The organism is Terrabacter sp. P2_E3, assembly GCF_056403915.1.
This window is the reverse complement of record NZ_JBFUEN010000003.1, coordinates 553,453-566,482: the sequence shown is the minus strand read 5'-3', so window position 1 is coordinate 566,482 and position 13,030 is coordinate 553,453. Positions and strand designations below refer to the sequence as shown.

The window sequence follows — 13,030 nt, the reverse complement described above, 5'->3', positions numbered from 1 at the left end:
GCGGCTCGGCGTGGTGGGCGGACGGGTGGTGCTCAGTCAGCGGGGTCGGGGCGCACGCCCCCGACCTCGGACGTCGCGTCCGTGGTATCGCGGGTCGACGCCTCGGTGTCGGGACCGTCCGGGGAGGCGACCGGCACGATGTCGGGCACCTTGATCTCCGCCTGACCGGGCGGCGGAGGGGGGTCGGGCGTGACGGGCGGGAAGACCGAGCCGTCGCTCTGCAGATGTGATTCGTGAGGGGTCACGTCAGTCATTACCTATCGCCCCGAGTAGGTGGTTGTCGTGCTTCCTCTTCGACCATACCCGCGGCTCACTGAGGCGAACCTGTGCCTTTCGGCGCCGCCCCGGGGCGCCGGACCATCCCGACGAGAGTCAGGTGATGGCCCGGCGCATCCCGTCAGCGGGTGAGGACGCCGACCCGGCCCTGCTCGCCGGACGCCCAGCAGGCACCGTCGTGCGTGCACTCGACGGAGTCGAAGCTCCCGGTGTCGAACGTCGACCACGTGCGGCCGCCGTCGGTCGAGACGTCGGACCCCGACGGGCCCACGGCCAGCACCGTGCGCGCCGTCCGCGGCACCCAGGCCGACCCGGACCGGTAGCCCGACGGGTTGGTCGTCGACTTCGTCCACGTGCGCCCGCCGTCGGCGGTCCACGCGGCGTTGTCGACCGCTCCGGTCGGAGCCGCGAAGTCGCCGCCGACGATGACGCCGCGCCGGGCGTCCCGGAAGCTCACCGAGAAGATGCCGGCCGACGCACCACCGGCGACGGGGCTGTCGGCGACGGTCCACGTGCGGCCGTGGTCGGTCGAGGTGAAGACGCGGGCCGGGTCGACGCCCCCGCTCACGAGGTAGGTGCGGCCGTCGACACCCGACGAGAGGCAGGTGCCCGACGCCGCGAAGGCGAACTCGCCCGCCTGGGCGGCCGGCATCCCGGCCGGGTCGACGGGGGTCCACGAGCGGCCGCCGTCGGAGGTCTGGACGAGCCGGAACCTCCCGTCGACCGGGTCGCTCATCGCGAGCCCGCGCCGCGGCGAGCTGAACGCCACGCAGTCGTAGAAGGCGGCCGGGTCGGTGTTGCGGAAGCTCTCGGTCCAGGTCGCGCCACCGTCGTCGGTGACGAGGATGCGCGAGTCCTCCCCCTCCCCGATCGAGAGGAGGACGGCGTGCCGCGCGTCGGAGGCCTCGATGTCGCGGAACTCCAGCGCGTCGGTGCCGAGCCCCTGCGGGCTGACGTCGCCCCACGTGCGGCCGCCGTCGGTCGTCCGCAGCACGGTGCCCTTCGTCCCGCTCACCCACGCCACGTCGCGTGAGACGGGCGCGAGGCCGCGGAAGCGCTCGGTGGTCCCGGTCGGCGTGACCGTCCAGCCGTATGCCGTCACCCCGGCCTTCGCGGGAGCGTCACGTCCCACGGCACCGGGCGACACGGCATACGCAGTCGTCGCGGAGGCGACGAGCGCGGTGGTGGCGGCTGCGAGCAGGACGGATCGCGTCGGGAGTCTCATGCCTCCCGAAACTAGCCGCGATCGGGCCGGTCGGCGCGCTCAGCGGCCGGTGCCGCCGTAGACGATGGCGTCCTCGGTCGAGTCCAGACCGAAGGCGGTGTGCACGGCGCGGACGGCGTCGTCGAGGTCCTCGGCCCGGGTCACGGCCGAGACGCGGATCTCGGACGTCGAGATCATCTCGATGTTGATGCCGGCCTCGGCGAGCGCGCCGAAGAACTTCGCCGAGACGCCGGGGTGGCTCTTCATGCCGGCGCCGACGAGGGCGATCTTGCCGACGCCGTCGTCGAAGCGGAGGTCGGCGTACTCGACCTCGTGCTTGATCGACTGGAGCACCGACATCGCCTTGGGGCCGTCGGCCTTGGGCAGCGTGAAGGAGATGTCGGTCTTGGCCGTCTCGGCGGCCGACACGTTCTGCACGATCATGTCGATGTTGAGGCCGGCCTCGGCGATGGCCCCGAAGATCTTGGCCGCGATGCCGACCCGGTCGGGCACGCCGACGATCGTGATCTTGGCCTCGCTGCGGTCGTGGGCGATGCCGGCGATGATCGGTGCCTCCACGGCGCCTTCTCCTTCGTAGGGGTTGTCCTTGATCCACGTACCGGGCTTTCGCGACCACGACGAGCGGACGTGGATCGGAATGCCGTAGCGGCGGGCGTACTCGACGCAGCGCAGGTGCAGGATCTTGCTGCCGTTGGCGGCGAGGTCGAGCATCTCCTCCATCGAGAGGACGTCGAGCTTGCGGGCGTTGGGCAGCACGCGCGGGTCGGCGGTGAAGACGCCGTCGACGTCGGTGTAGATCTCGCAGACGTCGGCGCCGAGCGCCGCGGCGAGGGCGACGGCGGTCGTGTCGGAGCCGCCGCGGCCGAGAGTCGTGATGTCCTTCGTCGTCTGGCTGACGCCCTGGAAGCCGGCGACGATCGCGATGTGACCGGCGTCGAGCGCGCTCTGGATGCGGCCCGGCGTCACGTCGATGATGCGGGCGGCGCCGTGGGCGTCGTCGGTGATGACGCCCGCCTGGCTGCCGGTGAAGGAGCGCGCCTCGGCGCCGAGCTGGGCGATGGCCATCGCGACGAGCGCCATCGAGATCCGCTCGCCCGACGTGAGCAGCATGTCGAGCTCGCGGGCCGGCGGGGCCGGCGTGACCTGCTCGGCGAGATCCATCAGCTCGTCGGTCGTGTCACCCATCGCGGAGACGACGACGCAGACCGAGTGGCCCGCCCGCTGCGTCTCGACGATGCGCCGGGCCACCCGCTTGATGGCCTCGGCGTCGGCAACGGACGACCCGCCGTACTTCTGGACGACGATGCTCACACTGGCTCCGGATCTCCTCGGTGGTCTGCGGCGGCTCCGAGTCTAGGCGCGCGCACGGGACGTCCACCGGGACGTCGCGATGGTGAGATGTGCGCCGATTCGTCCCCGGCGCCGCACGTTCTTGCGCGGGCTACGGGTGCAGCGCGTCGAACTCCGCCTCGCCCACGGCCTCCTCGTCGGCGTCGAGCCGCAGGTGGGCGAGGATCGAGTGGAGTGACCGGAGCGCCATCATCCCCCGGTCGCCCCAGTTGGACAGGTAGCCGAACTGCCACCACCACAGCGCCTCGAGCCTCCGACCGGCGGCGTAGTGCTTGAGCCCATGGCTCAGCGACACCGCCACGTCGACGAGGTCGTTGGTGATCGACCCGTCGGCGCGGTCGGAGGAGGTGATCGGGTCGATGACGTAGACGTAGTCGTCGATGCCGACGAAGACGTTGGCGAGGCCCGTGCGCAGCGGGTCCGAGTCGTCGTCGGCCGCATCCGGCTCGAAGCGCTCCTCGGGCACGACGTCCTGGATGGCGCCTAGTCGTGCCCCGGCGACGAGCACCTGCGACAGGGCGAGGGTCAGCAGCGGCAGCGCCGTCTCGGGGGAGCTGCCTGACGCGACCTCCGTGACGGACGTGAGGAAGGCGCTCGCCTCCGCGGCGGTCAGGTCGGCGAGACCCGACAGGTCGTCGATCTCGCCCGTGTGGCCCTCGTCCAGCGGCTCGTCAGTCATGGCCCCCAGCATGCCGTATGCCGTGTCGCCCAGTCGCGCCCGGAGCCACCCGGAGCCGTCGGAGCCGTCCGCACGCCCCTAACCCACTCGAGTGAGCGCCCAGTCCCACTCGAGTGAGCGCCCAGCCCCAGCCACCACGCGTCCGTGTTGCGAAGCGCTCACCCGAGTGTTGCGGAGCGCTCACTCGACGGGAGGGCGGCGGGACGGCATACGTCCTCGGTGGGCCTGGGCCCCCCCGGGCGGTGGGTCAGGCGTCGACGCGGCGGCGGCCCTCGAAGGCCCGCCCGAGGGTCACCTCGTCGGCGTACTCGAGGTCACCGCCGACGGGCAGACCCGACGCGAGACGCGTCACGGTGAGGCCGACGTCGCGCAGCAGCCGGCTGAGGTAGGTGGCCGTGGCCTCGCCCTCGAGGTTGGGGTCGGTCGCGATGATGACCTCCTGCACCTCACCGGAGGCGAGGCGCACCATGAGCTCGCGCACCCGCAGGTCGTCGGGACCGATGCCGTCGATGGGGCTGATCGCGCCGCCGAGCACGTGGTAGGTGCCACGGAACTCACGGGTGCGCTCGATGGCGACGACGTCCTTGGGCTCCTCGACGACACAGATCGCCGTCTGGTCGCGGCGCGGGTCGGCGCAGATGCGGCAGCGCTCGGCCTCGGCGACGTTGCCGCACTGCTCGCAGAAGCGGACCCGGGCCTTGACCTCGGTGAGCGCCGTGACGAGCCGCGTCACGTCGTCGGAGTCGGTCTGGAGCAGGTGGAACGCGATGCGCTGGGCGCTCTTGGGACCGACTCCGGGGAGTCGTCCGAGCTCGTCGATCAGGTCCTGCACCGCGCCTTCGTACACACCGCAACACTAAGCCCCGCAATCACCTGCTGCGCACCGCCGCACCGGACTAGCGTGGTGAAGCAGAGTCAGGGGCGACGGGTCGAGCGGGGTGTCGGAGTGGGTGACCAGATGGACGACCGGACGGTGTCCCGGCGCAGCGAACGCATCCAGGGCGCCGTGCCCTTCCGGACGATGTTCGGCTTCCGGATGCACTCCGGGTACGCCGAGCGCCGGCTCGAGCCCGGAGTGCTCGACTTCACGTTCGGCGACCCCCACGAGCTGCAGGTGCCGGCCCACGCCGATGCCCTCCGCGAGGCCGCGGTGCCCCGCGACGCGCTGTGGTTCGCCTACAAGCAGAGCGAGGTCGCGGCACAGGCAGCGGCCGCGGCCTCGCTCGAACGGGTCGTGCCACTCGGCTGGGGCGACACCGCGACGGCCGAGTCGGTCGAGGCGGCCCTGCCGCACTTCCGCGACGCGTTCGAGGCCGCCCGCACCTGACCGCGCGCGGCTCGCGCCACGATCAGTCGGCGAGCGTCGCCGACCACCGCTCCTCGATGCGCCCGAGCCGCCACACGGCGAGCGCCACGGCCCAGGTGAGGACGAAGAGCCCGACGATCCAGAAGCCGACGTCGCCGAGGTCGATCGAGCCGACCCACGCGACCGGTCCCGACGTGACGTCGAGCTTGTCGGCGAGCAGCCCGACGAGCTCGATGACGCCGATGAGGAGGGCGACGGCCACCGACAGCGACGTGACGGTGATGTTGTAGAAGATCTTGCGCACCGGCCGGTTGAACGCCCAGCCGTAGGCGACGCTCATGAACGACCCGTCGAGACTGTCGAGGAGGGACATGCCCGCGGCGAAGAGCACGGGAAGGGTGAGGACGGCATACCAGGGCAGGGCGGCCGCGGCGGCGCCGCCGGCGATGACGAGCAGCCCCACCTCGGTCACCGTGTCGAAGCCGAGGCCGAAGAGCAGCCCGACCGGGTACATGTGCCAGGGCTTGCGCACAGCCCCCGTGACGCGCCCGAGGATGCGGTTGAGGAAGCCGCGCTTGTCGAGCTGCCGCTCGAGCTCGGCCTCGTCGTAGTGCCCCGAGCGCATTCGGCGGAAGACCTTGAGGATGCCGACGAGTGCCGCGAGGTTGATGAGACCGATGAGGACGAGGAAGACGCCCGAGACGGTCGTGCCCCAGACGCCGGTGGCCTGCTGCAGCGCGGAGCCGTCGTCCTCGAGGGCGCCGGCGAGGGCGCGGATGCCGAGGGCCACGAGCATGACCATGACGAAGACGACCGACGAGTGCCCGAGGCTGAACCAGAAGCCCACGCTCATCGCCTGTCGGCCGTCGGCGAGCAGCTTGCGGGTCGTGTTGTCGATGGCGGCGATGTGGTCCGCGTCGAAGGCGTGGCGCATCCCGAGGGTGTAGGCCGTGACGCCGAGCCCGACCCCGAAGAGCTGGCCGGCGACGCGGTACTCCGCCGGGGCCACGACGAGGACGAGCAGTCCCCAGCCGACGACGTGCAGCAGGGCCACGAAGGCCGCCATCCCGACGAGGCTGCGTCGCTCGTCCCGGGAGAGCCGCCGACGCACGGCCGAGCGCGAGCCCGAGCCCGAGCGCGGGCCCGAGCCCGAGCGCGGGCCCGAGCGCGGGCGGGGGGACGTCAGGGTCACGGCCCCACGCTAGATGCGACTGGGTCGCATCTGCAACGCCCACCCTCAGATGGCGGGCTCGCCGCCCGGCACCTCGTTGTACGTGTCGACGCGCTCCTGGCCACTCAGCTCCGCGATGGCCTCCATGACCCGGTCGGTCAGCAGGCGCCGCGCCTTGCCCGCGGGCATGCCGGCGTACTCCTCGACCCCGATCGGCTCACCGAAGCGCACCGTGACCTTCGCGAGCCGCGGGAAGCTCGCCCCGACAGGCTGGATGTCCTCGGTCCCGATGAGCCCGACCGGCACGACGGGGACCTGCGCGGTGAGCGCGAGCCACGCCACGCCCGTACGCCCGCGGTAGAGCCGGCCGTCCCGCGAGCGCGTGCCCTCCGGGTAGATGCCGAACGCGTCGCCCGCCTTGAGCACCTCTAGCGCGGCGTCGAGGCTCTCCTGCGCGGCGGTCGGCGAGTGCCGGTTGACCGGCACCATCCCGACGGCGCTGAAGAAGCCCTTGCGCACGAAGCCGCCGACACCCGTGCCCGTCCAGTACTCCTCCTTGGCGAGGAAGCGCACCTGCCGCGGCGAGGCGAGCGGGATGGCGAAGGAGTCGATGAACGACCGGTGGTTGCTCGCCACGACCACGCCGCCTTCGCGCGGGATGTTCTCCTTGCCCTCGATGGTGGGCCGGTACAGCGCATGGGACAGCGGGTACAGGAGGTTGCGCCCGAGGCTGTAGAACATGGGCCACAGCCTAGGGCCGTCCACCGGCCGTCCGGTGTGGGGCGTGCGTCGCGGCGGCCCGGTGTTCACCCCTTGGTATGCCGGGTGGCGGACCCGAGCACGTCGGGCGCAGACGCGTCAGGCGTGGGCGCGAACGGCCCAGGCGGTGGCCATGATGTAGAAGGGCGGCGCGGGCAGCAGCTCGCGGCAGTGCTCGCGCAGGCGGACGCGTCCGACCTCGTCGAGGCTCTGCACGTGCGCCCCCGCCGGGCCGACGCCGAGCGTGTAGGGGTCCCACCAGTCCTCGAAGGTCGGGTGCCGCACGGTGACCGTGAGCGCGGTGTCCTCGATCTGGTTGAGACCGGCCCGGTCGCAGAGGTGGGCCAGCTCGCCCTCGCGGACCCCGCTCATCCCCGACTCGTCGTCGACGCCTGGGTCGAGGTCGCGGGCCGCCTGCCAGAAGACGGTGAGCGGCGCTCCCCCACCGGCGAGGTCCCACACGCACGCCGAGACGGTCCCGCCCGGCCGCGTGACCCGAGCCATCTCGTGGAGGCCGAGCACCGGATCGGCCATGAAGCTGACGACGAGCTGGGCGAGCGCGTGGTCGAAGAGGTCGTCGGGAAAGGGCAGCGCCTCGGCCGTTCCGGTCTGCACGTCGAGGGTCGGGAATGACTGGCGCAGGGCGGCGAGCAGCTGTTGCGACGGGTCGACCGCCGAGACCCCGTCGACGCCCAGCCGGTCGATGAGGACTCGGGTCAGGGCGCCGGTCCCACAGCCCACGTCGATGGCCCGACCCGGTCCGGCCACACCGGACCAGTCGGCAAATCGTGTGGCGAGCGGCCCCGAGTAACGCCCCATGAAGCGGTTGTAGGCGTCCGCCGCAACCTCGAAGGTCACCTTGCGACGCTACTCCCGGGAGGCGTACGCCCACGGGTGAATGAACATTCTCCTAACCCCGAGTCAGCAGCTGCCGCAGGCGTCCCCGGCCGAGGTGACCGGCGGGGGGGACTCCTCAGGTCGGAGGGCGCGGCCGCCTCGCCGGCCGTGAGACCGGCGACGAGCGCGACGGCCGCCGTGACCAGCCCGGTCAGGGCGAGGGTCGGGCGAGGACCCGCATGGTCGATCATGAAGCCACCGGCGAGCATCCCGACGGAGACGGTCACGTCGACGAGGATCGACTGGCCGGCGAGGGCCGCTCGCCGGGCGGGGCCGTGGGTCCGGGTCAGCAGAACCTGCATCATCGCGCGGATGCCCACGACGGTCACGGCGCCGGCCGCGGCCGCGCACACCCCGACGGTGACCGGCGTCGTCCACACCGCCATCGCAGCGAAGGCGAGGCCCTGTCCGACCCAGGCGACCGTGGCGAGACGGAGGGGCTGCGCGGATGGCGGGCGCCGCGCGATCGCGAGAGTCATGACGAGCGAGCCGAGGCCGTATGCCGTCAGCGCCGTCGCGTAGAGGGCGCCCGCCCGCCCGGTCCGCTCCCCCTCGACGGCAAGCCCGAGAGCGAAGGCGAACCACAGCAGGCAGCTCGTCCCGCGCATGACCCAGCCGCGCAGCACGTCGGGGTGGTCCCGGACCGAGGCCAGGATGCCCGGCGCGGGAGCCGGTGCCGTGCCGGCCGACAGGGCGTCGGCTCGCACAGTCGAGCGGCCGGTGGCGACCGGGGTGACCGGGGCGACCGGGGCGACCGGGGCGATGGGGGTGACCGGGGCGATCGGCACGACGACGCGGCGGACGAGCAGCGCCGACACCACGAGGGCGAGACCCTCGACCCAGAGCAGGGCGTGGGTCCAGCCGAGCTGCACCCCGAGCCCGGCCAGTGCCGGCCCGACGACCATGGCGCCTCGGCGCAGGGCGTCGTCCCACGTGATGACGCGGATCGCGGCGCCGCCACCGACCCGGTCACCGAGGTCACCGAGCACGGCCGTCCGCCCCGGCGAGGCGAGGGCGTCGGAGACCCCCACCGCGAGGCCGGCGACGGCGAGCATGACGGGGTGCAGCGCGCCGAGGGCGAGAGCAATGGGGACGACGAGGACCGCGCCGGCCTGCCAGAGGGAGACGAGGGCGAGTCCCCGTCCGTCGCTCAGACACTGGCGCAGGCGGCGGGCCCACCACGGGGACGTGATGACCGGGAGACCGGCGAGACCTCCGACGAGCCCCGCCATCGCCGCCGAGTCGAACTCGCGGAGCACGACGAGCGGAAGGGCGATCTGCGTGAAGCGGTAGGCGAGGTGCTCGATGGCGTTGGACAGGAGCAGGATCCGGATGGGGCGAGTCGGTGGGTGGTCGGCGTTCTCGGTCGTCAGGGTCGCGGTCACGGATTCCAGCCTCGGCGCGTGCCGAGCTCGGCGGTAGAGAGCATGATCTGCGCACTACCCATAAGGTGGCCTTATGGACACATTGGTTCAGGTGCCTGGTGTCGAGGACCTGACGCTCGTGCTCACCCTGCACCGAACCCAGTCGCTCGGGGCGGCGGCGCGCGAGCTCCTCGTCAGCCAGCCGGCCGCTTCACAGCGCCTGTCCCGGCTCGAGAGGCGTTGTGGGACAGTCCTCTTCGCGCGCAGCTCACTCGGCACGACGGCGACCCCGGCGGGTCTCGAGATGGTCCGGCAGGCCGAGCACATCCTCGGTCACCTGCACGGCGTCTTCGCGGCCGTCCGTTCGTCAGCGGCAGCGCGCACCCTGCGGGTGGGCACGTTCGCCGGCATCTCGGGCTATGCCTTCCCGGCGCTCGACGAGCTCGTCGGCGACGCCGTGCGGCTCTCGACGGTGGTGCACCATGGCGGCGAGATGATCGAGCTCGTGGCCGAGGGATCGATGGACGCGGCCCTCATCGGGATCGCCGAGCAGGTGCAGCTGCCACCCCATGTCGTCGCCCACCGTCTCGGCACCGACGAGCTCGTCGCCTTCGTCGCGTCGGGGGTGCAGCCGCCACGGCGCGGCAACCTCCCGTTCCTCGACCGGGTCGTCACGTACGCCCCCTACGACAACTCCGGCCCGCTCATCGCCGAGCGCATCGCGGCCCTCGGCGGCACGCCCCGACACGCGGCGACGGCTCCCGTGGCGCTCGAGATCTCACGCCGACGCGACGGAATCGCCATCGTGCCCTCGAGCGCGGCCCGGATGTCAGGACGTCCCGGCGACCGCGTCATGGCCTCACGGGTCGACCTCCCGGTGCGCCTGTCGGTCATCGCGCGCGGTGAGCTCGACCCGGTCCTCGCTGCGGCCCTCCCAGCCCTGGCCCGAGCCCTCGGCCTCCGCCGACGCCCCTCCTGACCCCCGCCCCACTCGATCGAGCGCCCGACCCCCTCGAGTGAGCCCCCAACCCCAGTCGAGTGGCCCTGCAGTCACACCTGTCACAGCGGTCGGCGCCTCTGCCTGGTCGAGTTGGCCCCGTCGTGGTGCGCGAGGGACGGCGAGGCCACGCGAGTGGGCTCGATGGGGGATGCGCATGCTGGCGGGCCGGCTCCGCTGGGAGCGGAGCCGCGCGACTGGGCGGGCTGGGTCAGTTCTCGAGCTCCTGGACGACCCGACCGCCGAGCACCTTCTCGATGACGGAGCGCCCGACGTCCCCGGACTGCTCGATGTCCTCGTCGTCGTCGCTGACCGCCGAGTCGTCGGTGACCGGCTGGCGCGGCTGGTCGTCGTCGGTGGGGCGAGAGCCTCCGGCGCGCGACCGGGCCTGCGCGAACGACTGCCGGACGGCACTCGCCCCGCGCACGGCGGAGTCGGTGGGCACGTCTCCCCCGCCGGACGACCCCGCGGCTGCCGGGGCGGTGGCCCCCGCGGCGGGCGCTACCGGCTGACCAGCCGCACCCGACGCCCCGGACGCAGCGGACGCACCGGAGGCACCGGGCGCCGGCGACTCCCCGGCGGGCGCGGTGGCCCAGTCGGGGGCGGGCCCGGTCGCCGAGCCCCAGCCGGCGTTCTCCTCGAGCGAGCGGCCGGAGACCGGGCTCAGCCCGGCATCGGCGAGGGCAGTCGCGCCGCGAGAACCGGTGGCTGACGCGCCGCCTCCTGCGCTCGGGGACGATCCACCGGATCCGCCGGCCCCGCCCGGAGCGCTGTCTCGGGAGCCGGCGGACTCATGCCCCGCGCCGGGATCACCCCACGACTGGCGGCCTGCGCCGCCATCACCCTGCTGGCCCGATGGCTGACCGACGTCCGGACCACCGGGCGCACCCTTGCTGGGCGGGTCCGGGAGCCCGGGCGGGACCACTCCGGGCGGCGGCGCGACGGGGGCCTGCTGCGAGACCGCGTCGACGTGGATGCCGTCGACGATGGCATCGACGCCGAGCTCGTCGATGAGGGCCTGCCGGACGATGTCGGCGTGGTTGCCGGCGCGGAAGGTCTGCGTCAGGCCGGCCGTCGCGATGCCGAGGGTCAGCTTCTTGCCGTCGAAGGCCGTGACCTGGGCGTTCTGGGACACGAAGGTCCAGGTGATGCGACGCATCGTGAAGATGCGACCGAGCACGTTGGGCCAGGCCCGGCGGATGGCATCGGTGTCCATGCCACCGGCAGGAGCGCCGTCGGCCCCGGCGCCAGGGTCGTCGGTGCCGGTGGACGCTCCGCCCGCCGATTGCGACGCGGGCGCGGACGGCCACGGCGCGGACCGGGCCTCGTCGGAGGCACCGGCGAGGTGCTGACCCCCGGTGTGCGACTGGTCGACGGACGACGGGCCGCCGACGGACTCGTCCGGCGTCATGACCGGCGGGGAGCCGACCTCGGCCCGCGCGGCGTCGACGCGGCCCGCATCACCCGGACCCGACGGACCAGCCGTCGCGGCAGCACCTGCGCCGGGGGTGTCGACGCCGGTGCTGCGACCGCCCCCACCCATGCCACCGGCGGCGTGCGAGGCGCCTGACCCGCCGCCCGACGGTGGCGTGTAGTCGGAGACGGTGCGCGGCGGCGCGGACACGGCCGAGGTCCCGGAGGCCGACGGGCCGGACGGGGCCGTGGCCGGTGCCGAGGGCGGCGCGGGGGGCGCGCTCATCGGCGCCCCCACGGGCGGGACGTCGGCACGGGCGGCGGTCGGGACCCCGCCCACGTCGAGGCGCCGCTCGAGACGGTCGAGGCGGGCGGCATACCCCTGCTCGCCGGAGGCGGCCGGGAGGAGGATGCGGGCACAGATGAGCTCGAGCTGGAGCCGGGGCGCGGTGGCACCGGTCATCTCGGTCAGGCCGGTGTTGACGATGTCGGCCGCCCGCGACAGCGCGCCCGGGCCGAATGCGGCCTGCTGCACCCGCATGCGCTCGAGCTGGTCCTCGGGGACGCCGCGCAGCACCTGCGAGACGCCCTCGGGGATGGCCGCGACGATGATGAGGTCGCGCAGCCGTTCGAGGAGGTCCTCGACGAAGCGGCGCGGGTCGTGGCCCGACTCGATGACCCGGTCGATCTGGCGGAAGGTCGCGGCGCCGTCACCGGCGGCCATCGCGTCGACGGTGCTGTCGAGCAGCTCGCCGTCGGTGAAGCCGAGCAGCGACACGGCGCCGTCGTAGGTGAGCCCCTCGGGACCCGAGCCCGCGATGAGCTGGTCGAGCACCGACAGCGAGTCACGCACGGAGCCCCCGCCGGCGCGCGTGACGAAGCTGAGCACGCCCGGCTGCACCGCCACGTGCTCGGACTCGAGCAGCCGCTCCATGTACGTCGACAGCTTGGCCGGCGGGACGAGGCGGAAGGGGTAGTGGTGCGTGCGCGAGCGGATCGTGCCGATGACCTTCTCGGGCTCGGTCGTCGCGAAGACGAACTTCACGTGCTCCGGCGGCTCCTCGACGATCTTGAGCAGCGCGTTGAAGCCCTGCGGCGTCACCATGTGCGCCTCGTCGATGATGTAGATCTTGAAGCGGCTCTGCGCCGGGCCGTAGCTCGCCCGCTCGCGCAGGTCGCGGGCGTCGTCGACACCACCGTGGCTCGCGGCGTCGATCTCGATGACGTCGACCGAGCCGGAGCCGCCGCGCGCGAGCGCCACGCACGAGTCGCACGTGCCGCACGGGATCGGCGTCGGGCCCTGCTCGCAGTTGAGGCAGCGCGCGAGGATGCGCGCGCTCGTCGTCTTGCCGCAGCCGCGCGGGCCGCTGAAGAGGTAGGCGTGGTTGACCCGACCCGTGCGCAGCGCCTGCATGAGCGGCTCCGTCACGTGCTCCTGGCCGATGACGTCGGCGAAGCTCTCGGGCCGGTAGCGGCGGTACAGGGCGGTGGCCATGCCCGAAACCCTAACCGCCACGACCGACGCCGGGAACGCCGACCGAGCAGCCGGCGGCGGCGCACCGTGCGGACGGTCGGGACCGTCGAAAGGGTGAA

At 73.1% G+C, this 13,030-nt stretch carries 12 protein-coding genes; 2 read left to right on the top strand and 10 right to left on the bottom strand.

Features of this window, described 5'->3' with window-relative positions; all coding sequences use genetic code 11:
* Positions 1–32: 32 nt before the first annotated feature.
* The 5 genes from AC1DW8_RS05915 to recR form a co-directional block, all read right to left on the bottom strand.
* Positions 33–245, bottom strand: a complete 213-nt coding sequence (locus tag AC1DW8_RS05915) for a hypothetical protein (protein WP_478092541.1) — start codon at positions 243–245, stop codon at positions 33–35.
* Between the two features lie 152 nt (positions 246–397).
* Positions 398–1,501 carry a WD40/YVTN/BNR-like repeat-containing protein gene (locus AC1DW8_RS05910; RefSeq protein WP_478092540.1) on the bottom strand — a complete coding sequence of 368 codons (1,104 nt, stop codon included), beginning with the start codon at positions 1,499–1,501 and terminating at the stop codon, positions 398–400.
* A 39-nt stretch (positions 1,502–1,540) separates the two neighbouring features.
* Complete coding sequence (locus AC1DW8_RS05905) at positions 1,541–2,812, bottom strand: aspartate kinase (protein ID WP_056774091.1); 1,272 nt, start codon at positions 2,810–2,812, stop codon at positions 1,541–1,543.
* A gap of 130 nt (positions 2,813–2,942) precedes the next feature.
* Positions 2,943–3,530 (bottom strand): DUF5063 domain-containing protein, encoded by a 588-nt coding sequence (locus AC1DW8_RS05900; protein ID WP_056775244.1) that lies wholly within the window; start codon positions 3,528–3,530, stop codon positions 2,943–2,945.
* Positions 3,531–3,777: 247 nt separating this feature from the next.
* Positions 3,778–4,377: a recombination mediator RecR gene (recR, locus tag AC1DW8_RS05895; protein WP_020145767.1), complete on the bottom strand. Its 600-nt coding sequence runs from the start codon at positions 4,375–4,377 to the stop codon at positions 3,778–3,780.
* Between the two features lie 99 nt (positions 4,378–4,476).
* Between recR and AC1DW8_RS05890 the strand changes: the two genes are divergently transcribed.
* Positions 4,477–4,857, top strand: coding sequence for a hypothetical protein (locus AC1DW8_RS05890; protein WP_478092537.1), 381 nt, complete (start codon positions 4,477–4,479; stop codon positions 4,855–4,857).
* 22 nt (positions 4,858–4,879) lie between these two features.
* Here AC1DW8_RS05890 and nicT read toward each other — a convergent pair whose 3' ends face one another.
* The 4 genes from nicT to AC1DW8_RS05870 form a co-directional block, all read right to left on the bottom strand.
* Positions 4,880–6,028, bottom strand: a complete 1,149-nt coding sequence (nicT, locus tag AC1DW8_RS05885; protein ID WP_478092535.1) for a Nickel transporter NicT — start codon at positions 6,026–6,028, stop codon at positions 4,880–4,882.
* 45 nt (positions 6,029–6,073) lie between these two features.
* Positions 6,074–6,748, bottom strand: coding sequence for a lysophospholipid acyltransferase family protein (locus AC1DW8_RS05880; protein WP_056774096.1), 675 nt, complete (start codon positions 6,746–6,748; stop codon positions 6,074–6,076).
* Positions 6,749–6,865: 117 nt separating this feature from the next.
* Positions 6,866–7,624: a class I SAM-dependent methyltransferase gene (locus AC1DW8_RS05875; RefSeq protein ID WP_056774098.1), complete on the bottom strand. Its 759-nt coding sequence runs from the start codon at positions 7,622–7,624 to the stop codon at positions 6,866–6,868.
* Positions 7,621–9,048 carry an MFS transporter gene (locus AC1DW8_RS05870; protein WP_478092533.1) on the bottom strand — a complete coding sequence of 476 codons (1,428 nt, stop codon included), beginning with the start codon at positions 9,046–9,048 and terminating at the stop codon, positions 7,621–7,623. The genes AC1DW8_RS05875 and AC1DW8_RS05870 overlap by 4 nt, the downstream gene beginning before the upstream one ends.
* A gap of 73 nt (positions 9,049–9,121) precedes the next feature.
* Here AC1DW8_RS05870 and AC1DW8_RS05865 point away from each other — a divergent pair, with 73 nt between their 5' ends.
* A complete protein-coding gene (locus AC1DW8_RS05865; protein ID WP_478092531.1) occupies positions 9,122–10,006 on the top strand; it encodes a LysR family transcriptional regulator in 885 nt (294 codons plus the stop codon).
* Between the two features lie 229 nt (positions 10,007–10,235).
* Here the strand turns inward: AC1DW8_RS05865 and AC1DW8_RS05860 are convergent, their stop codons facing one another.
* Positions 10,236–12,932 carry a DNA polymerase III subunit gamma and tau gene (locus AC1DW8_RS05860; RefSeq protein ID WP_478092529.1) on the bottom strand — a complete coding sequence of 899 codons (2,697 nt, stop codon included), beginning with the start codon at positions 12,930–12,932 and terminating at the stop codon, positions 10,236–10,238.
* Positions 12,933–13,030: the final 98 nt, after the last annotated feature.